General features: G+C 73.9%; 16 protein-coding genes. 10 read left to right on the top strand and 6 right to left on the bottom strand.

Features of this window, described 5'->3' with window-relative positions; genetic code table 11:
- The first annotated feature begins 164 nt into the window (after window positions 1-164).
- Together HD593_RS36575 and HD593_RS36570 are read left to right on the top strand one after the other, a co-directional pair.
- A complete protein-coding gene (locus tag HD593_RS36575) occupies window positions 165-752 on the top strand; it encodes a hypothetical protein (RefSeq protein ID WP_185106492.1) in 588 nt (195 codons plus the stop codon).
- Window positions 753-861: 109 nt separating this feature from the next.
- Window positions 862-1,605 carry a DUF427 domain-containing protein gene (locus HD593_RS36570; RefSeq protein ID WP_185106491.1) on the top strand — a complete coding sequence of 248 codons (744 nt, stop codon included), beginning with the start codon at window positions 862-864 and terminating at the stop codon, window positions 1,603-1,605.
- A 4-nt stretch (window positions 1,606-1,609) separates the two neighbouring features.
- Here the strand turns inward: HD593_RS36570 and HD593_RS36565 are convergent, their stop codons facing one another.
- Together HD593_RS36565 and HD593_RS36560 are read right to left on the bottom strand one after the other, a co-directional pair.
- Entirely contained in the window at window positions 1,610-2,215 is a 606-nt protein-coding gene (locus HD593_RS36565; protein WP_185106490.1) for a TIGR03086 family metal-binding protein, read from the bottom strand.
- Window positions 2,216-2,273: 58 nt separating this feature from the next.
- Window positions 2,274-2,738, bottom strand: coding sequence for a TetR/AcrR family transcriptional regulator C-terminal domain-containing protein (locus HD593_RS36560; RefSeq protein ID WP_185106489.1), 465 nt, complete (start codon window positions 2,736-2,738; stop codon window positions 2,274-2,276).
- Window positions 2,739-2,773: 35 nt separating this feature from the next.
- On the opposite strand from HD593_RS36560, the gene HD593_RS36555 reads away from it, so the two are divergent.
- Window positions 2,774-4,417, top strand: a complete 1,644-nt coding sequence (locus HD593_RS36555) for an FAD-dependent monooxygenase (RefSeq protein ID WP_221525168.1) — start codon at window positions 2,774-2,776, stop codon at window positions 4,415-4,417.
- A gap of 36 nt (window positions 4,418-4,453) precedes the next feature.
- Here HD593_RS36555 and HD593_RS36550 read toward each other — a convergent pair whose 3' ends face one another.
- The 3 genes from HD593_RS36550 to HD593_RS36540 are packed head-to-tail and all read right to left on the bottom strand — an operon-like array spanning window position 4,454 to window position 8,680.
- Entirely contained in the window at window positions 4,454-5,716 is a 1,263-nt protein-coding gene (locus tag HD593_RS36550) for a M20/M25/M40 family metallo-hydrolase (protein WP_185106488.1), read from the bottom strand.
- Window positions 5,713-7,569, bottom strand: a complete 1,857-nt coding sequence (locus HD593_RS36545; protein WP_185106487.1) for a dipeptidyl-peptidase 5 — start codon at window positions 7,567-7,569, stop codon at window positions 5,713-5,715. The genes HD593_RS36550 and HD593_RS36545 overlap by 4 nt, the downstream gene beginning before the upstream one ends.
- A 4-nt stretch (window positions 7,570-7,573) precedes the next feature.
- On the bottom strand, window positions 7,574-8,680 hold the full coding sequence (locus tag HD593_RS36540; RefSeq protein WP_185112345.1) for a C39 family peptidase: 1,107 nt from the start codon (window positions 8,678-8,680) through the stop codon (window positions 7,574-7,576).
- Window positions 8,681-8,765: 85 nt separating this feature from the next.
- Between HD593_RS36540 and HD593_RS36535 the strand changes: the two genes are divergently transcribed.
- Window positions 8,766-10,097: an SWIM zinc finger family protein gene (locus HD593_RS36535; protein ID WP_185106486.1), complete on the top strand. Its 1,332-nt coding sequence runs from the start codon at window positions 8,766-8,768 to the stop codon at window positions 10,095-10,097.
- The gene (locus tag HD593_RS36530; RefSeq protein ID WP_185106485.1) at window positions 10,094-13,027 is read left to right on the top strand and encodes a DUF6493 family protein; all 2,934 of its coding nucleotides are present in this window, start codon (window positions 10,094-10,096) and stop codon (window positions 13,025-13,027) included. Before HD593_RS36535 ends, HD593_RS36530 begins: the two co-directional genes overlap by 4 nt.
- Before the next feature lie 45 nt (window positions 13,028-13,072).
- Here HD593_RS36530 and HD593_RS36525 read toward each other — a convergent pair whose 3' ends face one another.
- Entirely contained in the window at window positions 13,073-14,182 is a 1,110-nt protein-coding gene (locus HD593_RS36525; RefSeq protein WP_185106484.1) for a DUF5925 domain-containing protein, read from the bottom strand.
- A 277-nt stretch (window positions 14,183-14,459) separates the two neighbouring features.
- On the opposite strand from HD593_RS36525, the gene HD593_RS36520 reads away from it, so the two are divergent.
- The 5 genes from HD593_RS36520 to scpA all read left to right on the top strand — a co-directional run bounded on the left by HD593_RS36520 (window position 14,460) and on the right by scpA (window position 22,240).
- Window positions 14,460-16,325, top strand: coding sequence for a CASTOR/POLLUX-related putative ion channel (locus HD593_RS36520; RefSeq protein ID WP_185106483.1), 1,866 nt, complete (start codon window positions 14,460-14,462; stop codon window positions 16,323-16,325).
- Window positions 16,326-16,345: 20 nt separating this feature from the next.
- The gene (gene mtnA / locus HD593_RS36515; protein ID WP_185106482.1) at window positions 16,346-17,284 is read left to right on the top strand and encodes an S-methyl-5-thioribose-1-phosphate isomerase; all 939 of its coding nucleotides are present in this window, start codon (window positions 16,346-16,348) and stop codon (window positions 17,282-17,284) included.
- Between the two features lie 81 nt (window positions 17,285-17,365).
- On the top strand, window positions 17,366-18,130 hold the full coding sequence (locus HD593_RS36510) for a peptidoglycan recognition protein family protein (protein ID WP_185106481.1): 765 nt from the start codon (window positions 17,366-17,368) through the stop codon (window positions 18,128-18,130).
- Between the two features lie 100 nt (window positions 18,131-18,230).
- Complete coding sequence (locus HD593_RS36505; RefSeq protein ID WP_185106480.1) at window positions 18,231-20,096, top strand: methylmalonyl-CoA mutase family protein; 1,866 nt, start codon at window positions 18,231-18,233, stop codon at window positions 20,094-20,096.
- Window positions 20,093-22,240 carry a methylmalonyl-CoA mutase gene (gene scpA / locus HD593_RS36500; RefSeq protein WP_185106479.1) on the top strand — a complete coding sequence of 716 codons (2,148 nt, stop codon included), beginning with the start codon at window positions 20,093-20,095 and terminating at the stop codon, window positions 22,238-22,240. The genes HD593_RS36505 and scpA overlap by 4 nt, the downstream gene beginning before the upstream one ends.
- The last annotated feature ends 24 nt before the right edge of the window (window positions 22,241-22,264 follow it).

The raw sequence follows: 22,264 nt of genomic DNA, 5'->3' as shown, positions 1-22,264 counted from the left end.
GACCCGCCGCTACCGCCACTGCGCGGGCCGTTGGCGGGCAAGCCGCCGGCACCCGTCTGCCACCCGTCCGCCGCGCGGGTCGTTGGCGGGTGAGCCGTTGGCACCGCCGGTCACGTGGCCCCGTTGCGGGGTGCGGGTGCCATGATCGCGTAATCTTTCCTGACATGACGGCCGACCTGGTGGCGAGACGGGTGACGAACGTGCTGGCACCGCAGGTGCTGGTGATCGTCATGCCGCCGCTCGTCGGCCTGCTGGCCCAGGGCTGGGCGGGGGCGGCGTGGGGGCTGGTGGCGTCGGCGTTCTGCGGCGGGGTGCCGGCGGCGGTGATCGCGGTGGGCGTGCGGTCGGGCAGGCTCGACTCCCACCACATCGTGGACCGCGCCCGCCGCACCGGCCCGCTGCTCGCGGCCGTGGCGGCCGTGCTGGTGGCGCTGGCGCTGCTGGTCGTGATGGGCGCGCCGACGTTGCTCGTCGCCACCGTGACGGCGATGCTGGTCGCCCTGGGCGTGACCGTGCCGATCACGTTGCGGTGGAAGATCTCCTTCCACGCCGCCGTCTCCGCCGGCACGGTCGTGGTGCTCGGCCATGTCCTGCCCGCGTGGCCGACCGCGATCGCGGGGGCCGCCGTCGTGGGGCTGGTGTGCTGGGCGAGGGTACGTCTCACGCACCACACCTGGGCCCAGGTGGCCGCCGGGGCGGCGGTGGGCACCCTCACGACCTGGGCGACCCTGAGCGCCTTCGGCGTGGGCTGAGCCCGTACCGGCGAAAAGGGGCCTGTACCGGCGTCGCAGGACCCCGTACCGGCGGAACGGGAGCCCGTACCGGTGGAATAGGAGCGCGGCCGGCGGGGTTGCCGCGAACATGGATGCCACGAACCGCGGCAAGGTGCGTGTCGAGCGCACCGCCAAGCGCGTGCGAACCTATCTGGGCGGCCGGGTGGTGGCCGACACCACCTCCGCCCTGCTGGTGTGGGAAGTCCCGTACTATCCCACCTACTACTTCCCGCCGGCAGACGTGGAGCAGTCCGCGCTGAAGGCCACGGGAGCCACCAAGCACTCCCCGAGCAGGGGCGACGCGGTCGTCTACACCGTCACCTCGGGCACCGCGGAGGCCGCCGACGCGGCGCTGGCCTACCCCGAGTCGCCGCTGGAGCAGATCCGGGGGTTCGTGCGTTTCGAGTGGGACGCGATGGACGCCTGGTTCGAGGAGGACGAGGAGGTGTTCTTCCACGCCCGCGACCCGTACACCAGGGTGGACGTCCTGAACAGCTCGCGCCACGTGCGGATCGAGGTCGACGGCGTGACCGTGGCCGACTCCCGCAACCCGCGCATCCTCTTCGAGACCGGCCTGCCCGCCCGGTACTACCTGCCGAAGACCGACGTGCGGCTGGACCTGCTGGAGCCCACCGACACGGCGACGCACTGCCCCTACAAGGGCACGGCGGAGTACTGGACGGTCAACGGCAAGAAGGACCTGGCGTGGTCGTACCGGACGCCGCTGCCCGAGAGCACGAAGGTCGCCGGGCTGATCGCGTTCTACGACGAGAAGCTCGACGTGTACGTGGACGGCGAGCTGCAGGAGCGGCCGAAGAGCAAGTTCGCCTGACGATTCAGGAGGCCGGAGCCCAGAGGGGGTCGCGGCCGAGGTAGCGCAGCAGCGCGGCCACGTCGTCGTCGCCGGGCAGAGGCGCCAGCTCCGGGGCGTACGCGCCCCAGGCGCGCAGCGGCTCGACGATCTCCCTGGCCACCTTCAGCAGGGGCCGGGCCAGCTCAGGGGTGAGCGGCGACGGGCCGCCGCAGGCCAGCGCGATGTCCCAGGCGTGCACGCCCGCGTCGAGCGCGCACGCCGCGGAGCCCGACCAGGGCGTCAGCTTGTGCGGCGGCACCGGCGTCGGCACCGCGGCGGCCTCCCGGTCCACCCCGGCCCAGGCCCTGGCCGAGCGCGCCAGCGCGTCCTCCAGGAGCGCCCGGGGGTCCCCGTCGATCACGCCCGAGGGGGCGAACGGGTCGAAGGAGGGGCCCGGCTCGCCGGTGAGGGCGGCGGCGAAGCCGATCTGGTCGCCCGCGGCGTGCTGGAGGACGTGCGCGACGCTCCAGCCCGCGCACGGCGTCGGCAGGCTCCAGCCGCCGGCCGGCACGCCGCCGACGGCCTGGCGCAGCGCCTCGTGCGAGGCGTCGAGAACGTCCCAGCCGCTGGTGATGATGTTGTCGCTCATGAGGAGCCCCTTTCGGCGTCGATGACTCCACTCTATCAGAACGGAATGCTTTGTTCCACTAGGAATCCTCCAGTCCCCGGATCAGAGTGTCGAGGGCCTGGGTGAAGTCGGCCTCCGGGTCCACGCCGCCGCCCCGCGTCCAGCGCAGCAGCCGGCTGAAGTGCGGCAGCGCGACCGGGTTCAGCTCGGTGATGTACGCCTCGACGCCCGCCGCCCCCGCGTGCTCCTGTGTGTTCCCCGCGAACCCGCCGGTGGACAGCGACAGGGACCCGTACACCAGCGCGTTCACCGCCCCCAGTGCCCGCCAGGCGCCCTCGTCGTCGAACCCGCCCGCGTACAGGGCCCCGACCAGCGCGTCCACCCGCGACATGGCCTGTACGGAGGTCGGGTTGGCGCGGTCGGTCACCAGCGCCAGCGGCACCACCGGATGGCGGCGGAACGCCCGGTACATGCTCAGCGCAGCCGACCTGATCTGCTCCTGCCACGGCAGTCCCGGGTCGGGCAGCTCCACCTGGGCGAACACCCCCGCTGAACAGGGAGAAGGTCCTCGACGCGGCCTTGGCGCTGGCCGACGAGGAGGGCCTGGACGGCCTGTCGATGCGCCGCCTGGCCATAGTAGGAGGTTGGCGGATGGAAGACGTGATCATTGCCGGCGGCGGGCCCGTCGGGCTGCTGCTGGCCTGCGAGCTCAAGCTGGCCGGGGCCGACCCGCTGGTCCTGGAGGCGGCCGGCGACGAGGAGCGCAGGACGCGCAGCCTCGGGCTGCGCTCGCTCAACGCGCGCACGCTGCAGTCGCTGGCCCTGCGCGGGCTGGTCGAGCCGGTCGAGCGGGCCCAGTGGGAGATGCTCGACGTGCCGGCCGGGGAACGTCAGGACCCCGCGGGGGCCGACGTGGTCGCGCTGATGCTGGAGATCCTGCGCACGGGGCAGATCAGGGGGCACTTCGCCGGGCTGCCGCTGCTGGACCCGGCGGGCGGCGCCGCGTACGTCATGCTCAAGCAGGACCGGCTGGAGGACATCCTCGCCGGGCGCGCCGCCGCGATGGGCGTGCGGATCCGGCAGGGACAGGCGGTGACGGACGTCGCGCAGGACGACTCCTCCGTCACGGCCACGCTCGCCGGCGGGCAGGTCGTACGCGGGGCGTACCTGGTGGGCTGCGACGGCGGGCGCAGCGTGGTGCGCAAGCGGGCGGGGTTCGCGTTCGACGGCACGCCGCCCACCATGACCGGGCGGACGGCGGTGGCCGAGCTGGCCGATCCGTCCCTGGTGACGTCGTCGCTGCGCGGGCCCGGCGGGCTGGTGAACCTGTCGCTGGTGCCGGGGGAGATCGCGGCCATCGAGTTCGACGGCGGTCCCGGGGACCGGGACGCGCCGGTGACCGCCGCCGAGCTGCAGGAGAGCCTGCGGCGGGTGACCGGTCTCGACGTGGTGGTCGAGCGGCTGGAGACCGGGATCAGGTACAGCGACAATGCGCGGCACGTGGAGACGTACCGGATGGGGCGGGTGCTGCTGGCGGGGGACGCGGCGCACGTGCACTCGCCGATCGGCGGCCAGGGGCTCAACCTGGGGCTGCAGGACGCGTTCAACCTGGGCTGGAGGCTGGGGCTGGTGGCGCGGGGGCTCGCGCCCGGGAGCCTGCTCGACGGGTACACCGCCGAGCGGCATCCGGTGGCGGCCAGGGTGCTGCGGAACGCGCGGGCGCAGGTCGCGCTCATGCGGCCGGGGGCGCAGGTGGACGCGCTGCGGGAGGTGCTGGGCGAGGTGATCGGGCTGCCGGAGGCGTGGCGGCACTTCGCGGGCATGATGGACGGCACGGCGATCGACTACGCGCCCGGCGCGGCCGAGCCCCTGGCCGGGCGGTTCGTCCCGGACCTGCGCCTGGCCGGGGCGGCGGGGGTCGCCGAGCTGATGGCGGACGGGCACGGCCTGCTCATCGGACTCGCGAAGCCGGGCGAGGGCCGGGGCGTGATGCCTGGTGGTGGTGCGGGCGGGACGCCGGGTGGTGCGGGCGGGCTCGGAGAGGTGCTGGCCGGGTATCGCGACCGGGTGCGGCCCGCCTGGGCCGAGGGTGGCTCCGGCCTCGGCGGGGCGAGTGTGCTGCTGGTGCGGCCCGACGGGTACGCCGCGTGGGCGGGCGAGCCGGGCGAGGCGGCCGGCGCCCTCGCCACCTGGTTCGGCCCGCCCGCGCGCACCGCCGCGTGACGCCCGCCCGCGCGGTCGCTACGTGAACAGGCGGGGCTACGTGAACAGGCGGGTCAGCACCCGGGTGCCGAACTCCAGCCCCTCCACCGGCACCCGCTCGTCCTTCCCGTGGAACATCCCGAAGTAGTCCAGATCGGGCCGGAGCATCAGCGGCGCGAACCCGTACCCCTTGATGCCGATCCTGGCGAACGACTTGGCGTCCGTCCCCCCGGCCATCACGTACGGCACCGGCCGGGCCAGCGAGTCCTCGGCCACCAGCGCCCCGGCCAGCTCGTCGAAGAACGCCGACGGGTACGGCGCGTCGGGCGCGTCCTCAAGGTTCACGAACTCGCGGGTGACCTTCGGCCCGAGCAGCTCGTCGATCGTCTCCAGGAACTCCTCCTGCAACCCCGGCATGAACCGCCCGTCCACGTGCGCGGAGGCCGTCGAGGGCACGACGTTGACCTTGTAGCCGGCGTCGAGCATGGTCGGGTTCGCCGAGTTGCGGATCTGGCTCTTGAACAGGCTGCCCAGCGGCCCGAGCCGGGCCGCCTCGGCGTCCAGCCGGTCCAGGTCGATCGGCCGGCCGGTGATCTCCGACAGCCTCCGGACGAGCTCCGCGACCGTCGGCGTCAGCCGTACCGGCCACTCGTACGCGGCCACCTGCGACAGCGCGTGCACCAGCGTCGCGACCGGATTGTCCACGGCGGGGCGGGACCCGTGCCCGGCCACGCCGTGCGCGGTGAGCTTCATCCAGGCGGTGCCGCGCTCGCCGACCGCGATCGGGTACACCCGGTGCCCCTGCGAGTCCACGCTGAACCCGCCGGACTCGCTGATGGCCTCGCTCACCCCGTCGAACAGCTCCCGGTGCTCGGTCACGGCGTGCCGGGAGCCGTAGTCGCCGGTGGCCTCCTCGTCCGCCAGGAACGCCAGCACCAGGTCCCGCTTCGGCCGCTCGCCCCTGGCCCGCATGCCGAGCACGGTGGCCAGGGTCATCGCGCACGAGCCCTTCATGTCGACCGCGCCCCGCCCGTACACGCAGCCGTCCTCGATCTCGCCCGAGAACGGGTGCATCCGCCACTCGGCCGGATCCGCGGGCACCACGTCGAGGTGGCCGTGCACGAGCAACGCGTCGGGCGAGTCGCCGTCCATCCTGGCCACGACCGTGGTCCGCTTGGGCGCCGACTCGAACACCACCGGCTCCAGGCCCGCGTCGGCCAGCAGCGTGGCGACGTACTCGGCGGCCGGGCGCTCGCCCGAGCCCGGGTTCGTGGTGTCGAACCTGATCAGATCCGAGCAGATCTCGGCAACACTCTTCATGCTCTCCCCTTCAACGCCAGCGGCGGTACTTCCGGTGTCTCCATGCCGAAGATCAGCCCGTAGAAGGCCAGCTCCGCCTCCAGTACCGCGACGACAGTCTCCTCCCTGCGCCAGCCGTGCTGCTCGCCGGGGAAGGTCAGCAGGGCCCACTCTTTGCCGTGCCTGTCCAGTTCGGCGGTGAACCGCTCGGCCTGCGAGACGTCCACGATCGCGTCCTCCAGGCCGTGCAGCATCAGGCACGGGCCCGAGGCACGGAAGGCGTTCAGCAGCGGGGAGCGCTCGGTGTAGCGCTGCCGGGTCTCGGGCAGCGGGCCCACCAGCCCGTCCAGGTAGCGCGACTCGAAGTCGTGCGTCTCGGCGGCCCAGCTCTCCGGGTCGGTGATCGCGTAGTGCGCCACCCCGCCCGCGAACACGTCGCTGTGCACCAGCGCCGCCACCGTGGTCCAGCCGCCCGCGCTGCCGCCCCTGATGGCCAGCTTGGCGGCGTCGGCCCGGCCCAGCTCGACCAGGCCGCGCGCGACCCTGGCGCAGTCCTGAACGTCCACCACGCCCCACTGGTGGCGCAGCCGCTCCCGGTAGGCGCGGCCGTAGCCGGTGGAGCCGCCGTAGTTCACCACGGCCACGCCGATGCCCCTGCTGGTGAAGTAGGCGATCTCCAGGTCGAGCATGACCGGCAGGTTCCCGGTGGGGCCGCCGTGCGCGAAGATCACGTACGGTCCCGGCCCCCGCACCCCGGACGGCGGGTACAGGTGCGCGTGCACCCCCTCGACCGTCACCGTCTCGGGGGAGGGCAGCAGGTCGCGGTCCGGCAGCGCCTTGCGCGCCGACACCACCTCGTGCGCGCCGTCGTCCAGGCCGGTCAGCGTGACCTCCAGCGGCGTGTACGGCGTCGCCCCCACGGCCGCCACCCTGCCGCCCGCGACCGACACGGTCGACGACCAGTGGGTGGCCGCGCCGCCGATCTCCCGCAGCTCACCGGTCCCAGGGTCCAGGACGCCCAGGCGCCGGTGGTCGGCGGTGCCGTAGACGACGGCCAGGCGGCCGTCCTCGGCCACGGCCAGGCAGGTCAGGCCCGGTTTCCAGGCCGCCGCGCCGAACTCCAGCTCCATCGGGGTGAGGTTGCGGGCGGGGGAGCCGTCCAGGGGGACGAGGTGCACGTTCCACCAGCCGGTCGGGTCCGTCACCGCGTACAGGCTCGTGTCGTCGCGCCACTCGGCCTGGAACACCGACTCCGCGGGGCCGCCCGCGACCACCTCGTACGGCCCGGCGGTGCCGTCCTCGGCCAGCGGGGCCACGCACAGCTCGGTGCCGTCCCACGGCATGTTCGGGTGGTCCCAGCCGATCCAGGCGACCCACCGGCCGTCCGGGGAGAGGCGGGGATTCATCAGGAAGTGCTGGGCTTCGGCGACGACCCTGAGGGGGCCGCCGTCCAGCGGCACCGCCACCAGGTCCCGCACGTCGGCGATCTCCCTGACCGCCCACACCTCGTCCCTGCCCGGCGGCAGGTAGAGGTCGCCGTACCGCGCCGGGCCCGCCGGGGTGAGCGGCACGGGATCGCCGCCGTCCAGCCGGTAGAGGCGCTGGTCGGCCCAGTTCGTGAAGACCAGGCCGCCGCCGGGCAGCGGGCGCCAGGAGCGGCCGCCGTACTCGACGAGCCGGTTGCGGGCGTTCCAGCCCGCGGGGAGCGCGTCGACGCGGGAACCGTCCGGCAGGCGGCGCACCACGCAGCGCCTGCCGCCCTCGTGCGGGCGGGGCTCGTCCCACCAGACCTCGATCCCGGAGGGCGTGGCCACCGCCTCCACCCACTGGGGGCCGCCATCGGTATGGGCCACGTCGATCGGTCGAATGCTCATCAACTCACCAATTGCCGTTGGTACAAGGAGGAAGAGGAACGTCGGGGGGATGGAGCACGTACGCGATGCCGCCGCTGCCGGAGCTCCTGAGCCACACGTGCTCGAACGCCGCCCGCGGGTAGACCCGCCGGACCTCGGCGTCGCGGGGCGCGGCCGGGTCGTTCACCACGACGTCGCCGCCGGCCGTGAATCCGGTGACGACCAGGATGTGGCCGCTGGTGGAGTAGCAGGATCCGGGCAGCTCGTGCACCTTGAACGACTGCGAGGTGATCACCGGGATCCCGGCCCGTACGAACTGCTCCAGCTCCGCCGCCGACCGCAGCCGCGTCACGAACCCGGCCAGCCCGAACCGCCCCGCGTACGCCACGTTGAACGGCCAGTTGCCGGTGCCCTGGTAGCTCTCGTCGTACGTGCCCGCCGCCGCGTGGTCCACGGCGGGGGCCGGATCGCCGTCCCCCACCCAGGCCAGCTCGCCCGGCGCCGGCCCGCGGCCCCAGTAGGCCAGCACCATGGCGACCGAGGCGGGGCTGCACCAGTTGACGCCGCCGCCGTCGTAGCGCACGTGGTGCCCGGCGTGCGCGTGCTGCGAGCGCGGCGGCACGGCCAGCTCCACGGCGTCGCCGGAGCCCGGCGCGCTCGGCGCGGGCGGCTGCCGCGGCAGCGCCGAGGCCATCACGCCCAGCCCGGTCACCCGGGCGCCGTCGCCGTGCCGGGTCACCCGTACCTGGTAGGCCGTCACCGGCCGCCTGGCCACGTACGTGTCCACCGCCACGTCCCCGTGCTCGTCGCCCTGGCCCGGCACCGAGGTGCGCGGGCGGCCGTGCTCGGACCAGCGGCCCATGACGTACCACTTGGTGAGGTCGCCGGAGGTGGTCCTGGCCCGCAGCGCGATCTCGAGCCACGCCCCCGGCGGGGTGCGCGCCGTCCACGACGGGACGAGCTGGGTGGCGGGGAAGCCGATCGGCCGCTCCTCGCTGACCCACCCGCCGGCGGGCCCCTCGTTGGCGGGCCCCTCGTCGGCGGGTCCTTCGTCGGCGGGCCCCTCGTCAGCGGGCACCGTGAAGCGGGTGAAGGCGACATGGGCCAGATCGACGGTGAGCACCAGGCACATTGTGGTTTCGCACTCCATGTCGCACATCGGAAGGTTTACGTACCGGCCCGGAATTGTGTCGGTGATCATCTCTATGGTTCGGGGCATGACTTCAGCGGTACAGGCATACACCTACACCGGGCCCTCCGTGCTGGCCGGCGGCAGACTCGGCCTCTCGACCTTCGGTGGCACGGCGTTATCCGGCCCGCAGGCCCACCCCAGGTTCTTCAGCGGGCTGCTCACGCACGCCGCCCCGGCCGCCGCCGGGCTGCTCGCCGTGGCCGACGTGGCGCTCACCCGCTACCACCAGCCCCGGCCCGGCTGGACCCGCGACCCGGTCGTGACGTGCGACGGCGAGCGGCTCAGGTTCGAGTCGTTCTCCGCCTGCGGCGGCGTCTACGCCCGGCTCGACGTGCACGCGCTCGACGGCGACGTGCTCGACCGGGGCACCACGAACGTCGACGTCAACGGGCCGCTGCGCGAGTCGCTGGCCAGGGTCGGCGGCAAGGACCCGCTGCACCTGGGCGTGGGGGCCGACGAGCTGACGGTCACCACGCTCGACGGGGCGGTGGTGGAGAAGAAGGTGCCGCTGCCGTCGCGGTGGCTGCGTGGGTTCGCCGAGGTGCAGGTGATGGCGGCCGGGTGGGACCTGCGGGCCGAGCTGGCGGGGCCGCAGGCCGTACGGTTCCTGCGCTCGCTGCCCAAGAGGGCCCGCTCCACGGTCTGGGCCGTGCCCGCCGGCCGCGACCTGCGGCTGTCGTCGGCCGCGGCGCGCGGTGGCGTGTGCCTGTCGGGCACCGGGCGGGTGGTCACGCTGATGCCGCTGCTCAGGTTCGCCAGGGCGCTGCGGGTCTACGGCCCGGCGGACGGCTCGTCCACGGCGAGCGCGTGGGAGCTGGAGCTGCCCGGCATGCGGTACACGCTGGCCGTCTCGCCCCAGCCGTCGCGCGGCTTCTCCGGCGAGGGCCAGGTGCTCGACGACCTGGCCACCGACGAGGCCGGGGCCGACGCCGACGTGGTCGGCATGCTGCTCAACTTCGAGCCCACCGTCGAGCTCGGGCTGCTCTCCGACCGCTCCGGCCTGCCCGTCGAGCGGGTACGCGCGGCGCTCACCCAGCTCGGCACCTCCGGCCGGGTCGGGTACGACCTGCACGAGGCCGCCCACTTCCACCGCGAGCTGCCCTACGACCGGGACCAGGTGGCCGAGCTGAACCCGCGCCTGACCTCGGCCAGGAAGCTCGTCGACGCCGGCGCCGTCCGCCTGCTGCCCGGCGGCCAGGCCGAGGTGACCACGGACGGCGGTGTGCGGCGGGTGGGCGTCGGCGACGGGACCTGCACGTGCCCGTGGTGGTTCGACCACCGGGGGTCGCGCGGGCCGTGCAAGCACGTGCTCTCGGCCAGGATCGCCGCCCGGCTGGCGGTGGAGGCCACACCGTGACGGCCCAGGAGGTGGCCGGCGAGGGCGACATGACGGCAGGTGAGGAGTCGGTGTGGGAGTCGGTGGTGGCCGTGCTCGACACCGGGGACCTCGACCTGGTCGCCGACCGGGTGCTGGCGCTCGACGAGCGGGCCCGCCGCGAGGTGGCCGCCGCCCTGCCCGGCCACGTGTCCGTGGCCGAGGGACGCGCGCACGCCCGCCGGCACGAGTACGAGACCAGGCGTGCCCGCGAGGCCGAGGCCGCCTGGCGCGAACACGTACGGGCCGAGGAACGCGCCGGCCGCGCCGTCCACGAGCACGAGCGCCGGCAGTGGGAGGTCCCCCGGCACCTCTGGCAGGTCTCCGGCGACGAGAGCTGGGCGGCCCCGCTGCGGGTGGCGGGCGCGGCGGCCATCGGCGGGCCCGCGGCCGTCGTCGCCTGGCTCAACCGCCGCGACCTCCACGACCGCTGGGCCTGGGACCGCCGCACCGCCGCCGTGCTCGAACGCGTGCTCTCGGCCCGCCCCGCCGCCTGGCAGGCGGACTTCGCCACCCGCGCCACCCTCAAGCTCCGCACCACCGGGCGCAGGCGCGCCACCCGTGACCCCATGGCCGGGCTGGTGCTGACCATGCTGCGGCGCACCGGCGCCACCCCGCCCCGGCACGACCCCCTCGTGGTGGCCTGGGCCACCGGCACCCCCATCGCGGCCGAGCTGCGCGAGGACCCGCTGCTCGACCATCTCCTGCCCCGGCTGTTCGAGGCGGACGGCGTCGGCGCCCTGCTGCGCGACGAGCGCGCCGACCCGCCCGCCCCCAGGAGCTGGCTGGCCGCGCTCAGGAAGCTGCAGGCCGAGGGCCGGATCGGGCGCGACGTGCTGCTCGACGGGTGCCTGCGGCGCTTCCTGCGTGGCGGGCAGGCCGCCGACCTGCGCTTCTTCGTACGGTTGCACGAGCTGCTCGATCCCACGTACGACGAGGTGAGCAAGCGGCGCCACGACTACCTGCGGCTGCTGCCCGTCGCGCCCGGCGCCGTGGCCGAGCCGGTGCTCAGGCACCTGCGGCGGCTGGCGGACCTCGACCCCGGCGAGGTGACCGAGGCGGTGCGGGCGCTGCTGTCGCGCGGCGAGCGCAAGCTGCTGACGGCCGGGCTCACCTGGCTCGACGAGCTCGCCCGCGATCCGGCGGCGGAGCTGGAGTCGCTGGCGCCCGCCCTGGGGTACGCGTTCGCCTGCGAGTCCGCCGACGTGCAGGGGCGGGCGGTGCGGCTGGCGGTCAAGCACGCCAAGCGGTTCGGCGAGGCCGGCGGGCGGGCGGTCCGGGAGGCGGCCGCGGTGCTGCCGCAGGAGCTGGGGGAGACGCTGGCCTCGGTGTTCGGCGGGGAGGTCGCCGAGGATCCGCGCGAGTCCGGCCGGTTCGTGCCGGTGCCGCTGCCCGCGCCGGTCGCCGCCGCCGCGTTCCCCGCGCCCGTGGTGGTGGCGGGCGAGATGGAGGCCCTGCCGGACGGGAGCCGGTGGGAGGCCGCCGAGCTGTGGCTGGCCGGGGTCGTGCGGCTGTACGGGAGCGATCGCGACGGGCTGGCGGCCCGGCTGGCCGGGCTGATGCCGGGCGTGGCGCCGCCGGCGGGGCGGTGGCAGGCGGTCTGGCACTGGGCGTGGGAGATCGCCCGGCTGGTGACGGCGGGCCCCGGTAACTCCGGTGATGCGGCAGAGAGTCGCGGCGGTGCGGCGGGGAGTGAGGGGCTCCAGGCGGGTGAGATGTTCCAGGCGGCCGGTGGGCCCGGGCCCGGTGAGGGGTTCTCGCGGTTGCCCCAGGCCGGTGAGGTGCCGGGGCCGCACCTGTTCCTGTTGCGGCGCTGGGCCGAGGTGTGCGAGGCGATCGGGGCGGGGACGCTGCCGCCGTACCTGCTGGCCGAGCCCACCTCGATGACGGGCCGGTTGGACGGCGCGGTGCTGGTGGAGCGGCTGGCGGGGTACGAGCGCGCGGGTGTCGAGGCGCTGCCCGCGGATCTGGGCCAGGCGCTGCTGCGGCTGCCGCGCCGGACCGAGCCCGGGGTGGTGGCGCGGGCCGGGCGGCTCACGTCGGCGGCGGGGCGGGCGGTGGCACGCTGGTTGAGCGGCGACCGGCCCGAGCCCGTCGCGGAGATCGCCTGGTGGTACTACCCGCCGGCGGGAACGCCGGGGTGCGGCGACAGGCGGGTGTACCGCGAGGACCGCGAGCCGGCCGCGACGGGATCGGTGCTCCACGAGCTGACGGCCCACCTCCACCCGGCCCCGCCACCGGGCGACGGGCTGCCGGTCGGCGGGCTGCAGGTCGTCGCGGAGCTGCTGGGCGGGCCCGTGGAGCACCGGTTGAAGGAGCACGACGGGTACCTGAGCTGGTGGCCGTACCTGATGCCGTCCGACCGGGAGGCCGTCGCGGCGTACCTCGTGCCGCATCTGACCGAGCGGTGGTTGCGGGCCCGCACCGCGCCGGCCCAGGCGCGGGCGCTCGCGGGGGCGGACGGGCCGATGGGCGAGGCGGCCGCGCTGGTGCAGGCGTACTTCGTGGCCGACCGGGCCTGGAGCGCCGACCCGGAGGAGCGCGCCAGGCCGCTCGTGGAGCTGGCCGCCAGGGGCGAGCTCGCCGCCGAGGAGGTGGGACGGCAGCTCGCGCTGCTGGTCCGCCGGACGGAGCTCAAACCGGGCCCGGTGTTCGAGACGCTGGAGAGCGCGGCGGCGCTCGGCGCTCACCGGGAGGTGTGGCGGATCATGACGGGGTTCCTGGCCGGGTTCCTGCCGGGGCCGGGGGAGCGGACGCACACCCGGCACGCGCAGGGGCTCACCTTCGCCCTGCGGGCCGCCCGGTGGGCGGGGGCGCGCGGGGCGGTGGCCTGCGTCGCCGAGATCGCCCAGCGCCGCGCCTCGAACAACTTCGTCAGGGAGGCCCGAAGGCTGCACACGTTCCTGATCTGAGGGACCGGTGACCTGCTCGTCCCCACTCGCGGGTGGGGACGGGGGTCAGAGATACAGGCCCGTGGACTCGTCGCCGGGCACCGGGGTGATCTCGCGGCCGGAGCGCAGCGCGTACAGCTGCGCCAGCGTCGCCCCCGACGGGCCGACGCCCTGCGAGGACCCCAGCCAGGCGGTCGCCTCCTCCTTGCTCAGCGGCCCCACCTCGACCTGCGCCAGGCAGCGGCCGGGGCGGACGACGGCGGGGTGGAGGCGGGCCAGGTCCTCGTTGGTGGTGATCGCCACCAGCACGTCGCGGCCCTGCCCGAGCAGCCCGTCGGTCAGGTTGAGCAGGCGCGACAGCCCCTGCCCCGCCTGGGCCTTGGCGCCCGAGCTGATCAGCTCGTCGCAGTCTTCCAGCACCAGCAGGCGCCAGCGCTGCGCCTCCTCGTCGGTGTCGTAGCCGACCGCCACCTCCATCAGGTAGCCCGGCTCGTTGAACAGCCGCTCGGGGTCGAGCACGCAGTCGACCTGGCACCACTCGTGCCACTGCTTGGCCAGCGACCGCAGCAGCGTGGTCTTGCCGGTGCCCGGCTCGCCGTGCAGGAGGATGAGGCGGCCGTTGACGTCGGCCGGGGTGATCGACATGAGCCGGTCGAGCGCCGGGCGGACCTTGGCCGAGTAGTTGGCGCTGATCTCGTCCCAGGGCTGAGCCGTGATCGGCTTCTCCGAACGGGTGCCGCCGTGCATGCCGCGCCACCAGAAGCCCATCTCGACGTGGTCGACGTCGGGCACGGGCTCCTCGGCGCCCTCGATGCTCTCGGCCAGCACGGTCTTGGCCAGGTCCTCGTTGACCGCCGTCACGCTGACCGTCGCGGTGCGGTTGCGGTGCCGGACGATCCGCAGGGTCCAGCCGTCTCCGCTGATCAGCCGCGACTCGGAGCCGTCCTCGACGCGTGCCGTGCGCAGCACGCGGCCGCCGGCGGGCGCCAGCGTGGCCTCGGGGCGCACGCGCTCCAGGTTGGCCAGGCGCGACCACGGCTGCACGCCCGTCGCGAACGGCGACAGCGCCAGCGCGTCGATGACGTCGATGGCCGAGTCGGCGTCGTCGATCCAGATGTTCATCGGGAGCTCAGAGGACTCGGGGCTGGGGAACGGCACCTCCCTGATCACAGACATACCGTTGATGATCTCCGTATCTGGGCCGGATGTCGAAGGGTTTTGGCTGGGGATCCGCAGGTTTTCGTCCTCAGCGTACCGGCTGGGGGAGCGCCTCGCCCGGGCCCCCGCACGCGCGGCCCGGAGCGGGGGGACTGTTCGGGTATGTTCCGGGTTTATCGGTGGCGCCGTGACCCGCGGCGGCCCCGGGAGGGTCGCCGGTCGTCATGCGGAAGCCAAGATCGCCCGGTACCGTGTCTTCGGGCCAAATCACTCCTTACTCGGAGGTATCGGGGAAGTGTCGAAGATCACGTTCCGCGAACGGGCGCGGTACTGGTTCGACAACACCATGTCCAGGGGCACGGCGTCGCTGATCGGCTGGCTGGCTGTGGTGTCGGTCGGGCTGATCGTGGTCGTCGCGGCGCTCACGATGTGGCTGGCGCCCGGCGAGCCCGAGGGCGTGGGTCACGCGGGCGAGGTGCTCTGGATCGCTCTCATGCACGCCCTGACCCCCGGCAAGGTGGCCAGCGACAAGGGCTCGCTGGCGTACATGACCGTGATGTTCGTCTGCTCGCTCGGCGGGCTGTTCATCGTCAGCATGCTCGTCGGCCTGCTCTCCAACGGCCTCAAGCAGAGGGTGGACCGGCTGCGCAGGGGGCGTTCGCGGATCGTGGAGTCCGGGCACACGGTGATCCTCGGCTGGTCGGACCAGGTGTTCACGATCGTGGCCGAGCTGGTCAAGGCGCATGCCAGCCAGAAGGGCTCCGTGATCGCCGTACTCGCGGAACGTGACAAGCTCGAGATGGAAGAGGCCATCCGCGAGCACGTCGCCGAGCTCGGCAGGACCCGCGTCGTCTGCCGCACCGGCCGCCCCACCGAGCCGCGCGACCTGGCGCTGATGAACCTGGCGGCGGCCCGCTCCGTCGTCGTGCTCTCACCCGAGGGCGAGGACCCCGACGCCCACGTGATCAAGATTCTGCTCGCCCTGGCCAAGCGCCGCGGCGCCCACCCGCCGGTGGTGGCCGGCCTCACCTCCAGCCGCAACGCCGCCGCCGCCCGCCTGGCCGGCGGCCCCGACGTGCACCTGGTCGACTCCGACGACACCGCCTCCCGGCTCATCGTGCAGTCCTCCCGCCAGTCCGGCATGTCCGTCGTCTGCATGGACCTGCTGAACTTCGACGGCGGCGAGATCTACCTGCGCACCCCGAAGAAGCTCGTCGGCGTCACCTACGGCGACGCGCTGCACGCCTACCAGACCGCCTCCGTCATCGGCCTGCGCCGGCCCTCCGGCGTCGTGCTGAACCCGCCCGCCGACACCGTCGTCAACGCCGACGACGAGGTCATCGTCATCGCCCACGACGACTCCCACGTCCGCCTGGCCGCCGGCAGGCCGTCCATCGACGAGGCCGCCATCGTCACCGCCGGCAAGGCGTCCACCGAGCCCGAGCGCACGCTCCTGCTCAACTGGAACGGCCGCGCCGAGCAGATCATCCGCTACCTCGACGGCTACGTGGCGGCCGGCTCGGTCCTGGAGGTCGCCGCCGACCACCCCAAGGCCGGCACCGGCCTCGCGGGCCTGCGCAATCTCACCGTGAACGTCAAGGACTGCGACACCACGGACAGGTTCGCGCTGGAATCGCTCGGCGTCGGCCTCTTCCAGCACGTCATCGTGCTCTCCGACGACCGCTTCGACCCGCACCACGCCGACACGCGCACCCTCATGACGCTGCTGCAGCTGCGCGACATGCAGAGCACGCTCGGCGAGCACTACTCGATCGTCAGCGAGATGCACGACGAGAACAACCGCGCCCTGGCCGAGGTCACCGAGGCCGACGACATCGTGATCAGCGACACCGTCATCGGCCTGCTCCTGGCCCAGCTCGCCGAGAACCGGCACCTCGCGGACGTGTTCGCCTACCTCTTCGACTCGCAGGGCTCGGAGATCTACCCCCGGCCCGCCGGCGACTACGTCAAGACCGGCACGCAGGTGTCGTTCGCCACCGTCGTGGAGTCGGCGCGGCGCAGGGGCGAGACCGCGATCGGCTACCGCAACGCCACGGCCCGCAACGACCCGCCCCACTACGGCATCGTGCTGAACCCCGACAAGTCCGAGCCCATCGTGCTCGGCACACGGGACTCGGTCATCGTCCTCGCCGAACGCTGAGGTGAGCTAGCGTTCTGCCCGTGAGGACCATCGACTGGGTCGACGGCGCCGTCGAGCTCGTGGACCAGACCCTGCTCCCGGACAAGCTCGTGACGCTGCGCATCCACACGGTCGGCGAGCTCGTCGAGGCCATCCAGCGGCTGGCCGTGCGCGGCGCGCCCGCGCTCGGCGTGGCGGGGGCGCTCGGCGTCGTGCTGGCCGGCGGCGACCCCGGCGCCATCGCCGCGCTGCGCGCCGCCCGCCCCACCGCCGTCAACCTCGCGTGGGGCGTCGACCGGGCCGCCGCCCACCTGCACCAGGGGCACGAGGCGGTGCTGGCGGCCGCGCTGAAGGTGCGCGACGACGACATCGCCGCCTGCCGCGCCATGGGCGAACGCGGCGCGGACCTGCTCGAAGGCGACCGCCTGCGGATCATGACCGTGTGCAACACCGGCGGCCTGGCCGCCGTCGAGCGCGGCACCGCACTCGGCGTCGTCCAGACCCTGCACGAGCGCGGGCGCCTGGCCGAGGTGCTCGCCCTGGAGACCCGGCCGCTGCTCCAGGGAGCCAGGCTCACCACCTGGGAGCTGGCCAGGATGGGCGCGCCGCACCGGCTGATCGCCGACTCCGCCGGGCCGTACCTGCTGGCCAAGGGCGGGGTGGACGCGGTGCTCATCGGCGCCGACCGCATCGCCGCCAACGGCGACACCGCCAACAAGATCGGCTCGTACGCGCTCGCGCTCGGGGCGGAGCGGGCCGGGGTGCCGTTCGTGGTCGTCGCGCCCGAGTCCACCATCGACCAGGGCACCCCGTCGGGCGAGCACATCGAGATCGAGGACCGCGGCGGCGACGAGATCGTGACCATCAGGGGCGTACGCGTCGCTCCGGAGGGAACGCAGGCGCTGAACCCGGCGTTCGACGTGACCCCGCACGACCTGATCAGCGCGATCGTGACGGACCAGCGGGTGATCAGGCCGTAGCCGAAATCGCGGATCACGAGGACCTGACCGCATCGGCCGCGTTACGCTCGGTCATCATGTTCTCGACCCCCGGAGAGCACCGTGGCCATCGATCTGGTTCTGCGGCGTGACTGGCTGGCACGTGCCCCGCGCGGCGACTACACACAGCTCGACTCCACCCAAGGAGTCAAGGTCCACTACACGGGAGGCCTGGTCTCGCCCGGCATCGTGGACGACCACGGCGAATGCGTGGCCCTGGTCCGGTCCATCCAGGGCTACCACATGGACGGCAACGGCTGGATCGACATCGGCTACTCCTACGTCTCCTGCCCGCACCGGAAGGTGTTCGAGGGGCGCGGCCTCTACCACCTGCCCGCCGCCAACGGGCCGGGGCTCAACGCCGGGCACTACGCCGTGCTCGGGCTGGTCGGCAACGCGGGTCTCGTCCAGCCGCCCGACCGGATGCTGCACGGCATCCTCGACGCCGTCGAGTACCTGCGGGACCACGGCCGCGCCGGCAAGGAGATCAAGGGGCACCGCGACGGCTACGCCACCGACTGCCCCGGCGAGCCCCTCTACGCCTGGGTCAGGCGCGGCGCGCCGCGTCCCGGCGGTGGCACCCCCGAGCCCTCCGCGCCGCCCTTTCCCGGACGGCTCCTGACGTACCCGCCGGTCACGCGGGGGCAGGACGTGCGCACGTGGCAGGGGCGGATGCGCGAGCGCGGGTTCGAGCTGGCCGTGGACGGGGCGTACGGGCCCGAGTCGCGCGGCGTGTGCGTGCGGTTCCAGCGGGAGCAGGGCGTGGCCGACGACGGGATCGTGGGGCCGGTCACCTGGCGGCTGGCCTGGGAGGCGCCCGCCGGCTGAGGAATCCGGCTCCCGGGCGGGTCACGGGGTGATCCCGTCCGGATCATGGCGGGCGACCCCGGGGTTACTGGCGTGTGGCCGTTCCGCCTACTATCCGAACATGGAACTGGCAGCGGGGTTCGCGTCCCTCTCACGAGACGACTGGCGCGCGCTGGCGGCGGAGGTCCTGCGCAAGTCCGGGGCCGGGGCCGGCTCGGCGGAGGAGGCGCTGTCGAGGCAGACCTACGACGGGGTGAGGGTCGCGCCGCTGTACGACGCGGACGACCTGCCGGGCGACCCCGGTGCGCCCGGTGCCGCCCCCTACGTGCGCGGCGCCCGTGCCGTCGCGGGCTGGGACGTGCGGCAGCGGCACGCGGTGGCCGACCCGGAGGCCGTGCTGGCCGACCTGGAGAACGGGGTCACGTCGCTGTGGCTGGTGGTCGGCGACGGCGCGATCCCGGTGGGCGAGCTGGGCGCGGTGCTGAAGGATGTCTACCTCGACCTGGCGCCGATCGTGCTGGAGGCGGGGGAGCGGACCCGCGAGGCCGCCGAAGCCTTGTTCGGCCTGGCCGCTTCCCGCGGGGCCGCGCCGGGCGGAGGTCTGCCGGGCGATTCCGCCGCCGGTGGGGGCGTGCTGACGGGCAACCTGGGTGCCTCCGCGGTGCTCGGGGACGACGGGGTGGAGCTGGCGCGGCGCTGCGTGGCCGGATATCCGGGGTTGCGGGCCGTCACGGTGGACGCGACGCCGTACCACGACGCGGGCGGCAGCGACGCCGAGGAGCTGGCCTGCTCGATCGCCAGGGGCGTCGCCGAGCTGCGGGCGCTCACGGGCGGCGGGCTGTCCGTGGAGCAGGCGCTGGGGCAACTGGAGTTCCGGTACGCCGCCACCGCCGACCAGTTCGCCACCATCGCCAAGCTGCGGGCCGCGCGCCGCCTGTGGGCCAGGGTCGCCGAGGTCTGCGGCGCCCCCGAGGCCGGAGGCCAGCGGCAGCACGCCGTCACCAGCTCGGCCATGATGACCGCCCGCGACCCGTGGGTGAACATGCTGCGCACCACCGTCGCCTGCTTCGCCGCCGGGGTGGGCGGGGCGGAGGCGGTCACGGTGCAGCCGTTCGACGCCTGCCTCGGGCTGCCGGACGGCTTCTCCCGCCGCATCGCCCGCAACACGCAGTCGCTGCTGCTGGAGGAGTCGGGGCTCGGCCGGGTGATCGACCCGGCCGGCGGCTCCTGGTACGTCGAGCGCCGCACCGCCGACCTCGCCGAGGCCGCGTGGGCGTTCTTCCAGGAGATCGAGGCGGCCGGAGGGATCGTGGCGGCCGCCGGGCGAGTGTCCGAGCGCATCGCCGCCACGCGCGCCCGCCGCGCCGACGACATCGCCCACCGCCGCCTGCCGATCACGGGGGTGAGCGAGTACCCCGACATCCACGAGAAGCCCGTACGCCGGCGAAAGGCCGCCCCGGACCCGTCCGCCCCGGGCACGGCGGGCCTGGACGAGGCGGGCCTGGACGAGGCGGGCCTGGACGAGGCCGGCGAGACGGCCGGGCCGGGTTCGGAGCTGCCGAAGGTGCGTTACGCGGAGCCGTTCGAGCGGCTGCGGGACCTCGCCGACGCGCAGCCCGAGCGCCCCACGGTGTTCCTGGCCACGATCGGCCCCCTCGCCGCCCACACCGCCAGGACCGCGTTCGCCGCGAACCTGTTCCAGGCGGGCGGCCTGGCCACCGAGACGGCCGGCCCCGGCACGGACCCCGAGCAGATCGCGACCGCGTTCGCCGTCAGCGGCGCCACCGTCGCCTGCCTGTGCTCCAGCGACAAGCTGTACGCCCAGCACGCCACCGCCGTGGCCACGGCCCTGCGCAAGGCGGGCGCGAGAAAGGTGTGGCTGGCGGGGAAGGGACGGTACGAGGGCGTGGACGACAACCTCCACGCCGGTTGCGACGCGCTGGCCGTGCTCCGCGAGACGTTCGACGACCTGGAGGTGACCCGATGATCCCGGACTTCTCCGGCATCCCGCTCGACCCCCTGCCCGAGCGCGCGCCGCAGGCCCCGCATCCGCAGGGCGAGCCGTGGGAGACGCCGGAGGGCATCGCGGTCAAGCCCCTCTACACCGCCGCCGACCTGCAAGGGCTCGACTTCCTGCGCACGTACCCCGGCGCCGCGCCCTACCTGCGCGGCCCGTACGCCACCATGTACGTCAACCAGCCCTGGACCATCCGCCAGTACGCGGGATTCTCCACGGCCGAGGACTCCAACGCCTTCTACCGGCGCAACCTGGCCGCCGGGCAGAAGGGCCTGTCGGTGGCGTTCGACCTGGCCACGCACCGGGGCTACGACTCCGACCACCCGCGCGTGGCCGGCGACGTGGGCATGGCGGGGGTGGCGATCGACTCGATCTACGACATGCGGCAGCTCTTCGACGGCATCCCGCTGGACCGCATGTCGGTGTCCATGACCATGAACGGGGCCGTGCTGCCGGTCCTCGCGCTGTACGTCGTGGCGGCCGAGGAGCAGGGCGTCGCGCCGGAGCAGCTCTCGGGGACCATCCAGAACGACATCCTCAAGGAGTTCATGGTCCGCAACACCTACATCTACCCGCCCGCGCCGTCGATGCGCATCATCTCCGACATCTTCGCCTACACCAGCGAGAAGATGCCGAAGTTCAACTCCATCAGCATCTCCGGCTACCACATCCAGGAGGCCGGGGCCACCTGTGACCTGGAGCTGGCCTACACGCTCGCCGACGGCGTCGAGTACCTGCGGGCCGGGGTCGCGGCCGGCATGGACGTCGACCGGTTCGCGCCGCGCCTGTCGTTCTTCTGGTGCATCGGCATGAACTTCTTCATGGAGGTCGCCAAGCTCCGCGCCGCCCGGCTGCTGTGGGCCAGGCTCGTCTCCGGGTTCGGCGCCCGGAACCCGAAGTCGCTGAGCCTGCGTACGCACAGCCAGACCTCCGGCTGGTCGCTGACCGCGCAGGACGTGTTCAACAACGTCGCCCGCACGTGCGTCGAGGCCATGGCCGCGACCCAGGGCCACACCCAGTCGCTGCACACCAACGCCCTGGACGAGGCGCTGGCCCTGCCCACCGACTTCTCCGCGCGCATCGCCCGCAACACCCAGCTCCTGCTCCAGCAGGAGTCGGGCACCACGCAGGTGATCGACCCCTGGGGCGGCTCGTACTACGTCGAGCGGCTCACCCACGACCTGGCCGAGCGGGCCTGGGAGCACATCCAGGAGGTCGAGGCCGCCGGCGGCATGGCCAAGGCCATCGAGGCGGGGCTGCCCAAGCTGCGCATCGAGGAGGCCGCCGCGCGTACGCAGGCGCGCATCGACTCCGGCCGCCAGCCGGTGATCGGCGTGAACAAGTACCGCGCGAGCGCCGACGAGGACATCGAGGTGCTCAAGGTCGACAACAGCGCCGTACGCGCCCAGCAGCTCGACAAGCTCGCCCGCCTGCGCGCCGAGCGCGACCCCGAGGCCGTACGGCACGCCCTCGACGCGCTCACCAAGGCCGCCGGCCATCCCGCGCCGGGCCTGGAGCACAACCTGCTCAAGCTGGCCGTGGACGCCGCCCGCGCCAAGGCCACGGTGGGGGAGATCTCCGACGCGCTGGAGAGGGTGTTCGGCCGGCACGCCGAGCAGGTGCGTACGATCACTGGCGTGTACCGGGACGAGTCCGGATCAGCCGGAAACATCGAACAGGTCCGCGCCGCCTGCGCGGAGTTCGAGCGGGCCGAGGGGCGCCGGCCGCGCATCCTGGTGGCCAAGATGGGGCAGGACGGGCACGACCGCGGCCAGAAGGTGATCGCCACCGCCTTCGCCGACCTGGGGTTCGACGTGGACGTCGGCCCGCTGTTCCAGACGCCGGAGGAGGTCGCCAGGCAGGCGGTCGAGGCCGACGTGCACGTCGTGGGCGTCTCGTCGCTGGCCGCGGGGCACCTCACGCTGGTGCCCGCCCTGCGCGCGGCCCTGGCGGAGCTGGACGCCGCCGACATCATGATCGTGGTGGGTGGCGTCATCCCGCCCGGCGATCACGACGAGCTGCGGGCCGCGGGCGCCGCCGCGATCTTCCCTCCGGGGACGGTGATCGCGGACGCCGCCCTGGACCTGCTGGAACAGCTCCGCAACCGCCAGTAGGACCGTTGCGGGACCGCTGGTGGC

It is taken from the genome of Nonomuraea rubra (assembly GCF_014207985.1).
GTDB lineage: Bacteria > Actinomycetota > Actinomycetes > Streptosporangiales > Streptosporangiaceae > Nonomuraea > Nonomuraea rubra.
The sequence above is the reverse complement of the archived record's forward strand: the minus strand, read 5'-3'. Positions and strand labels throughout refer to the sequence as shown.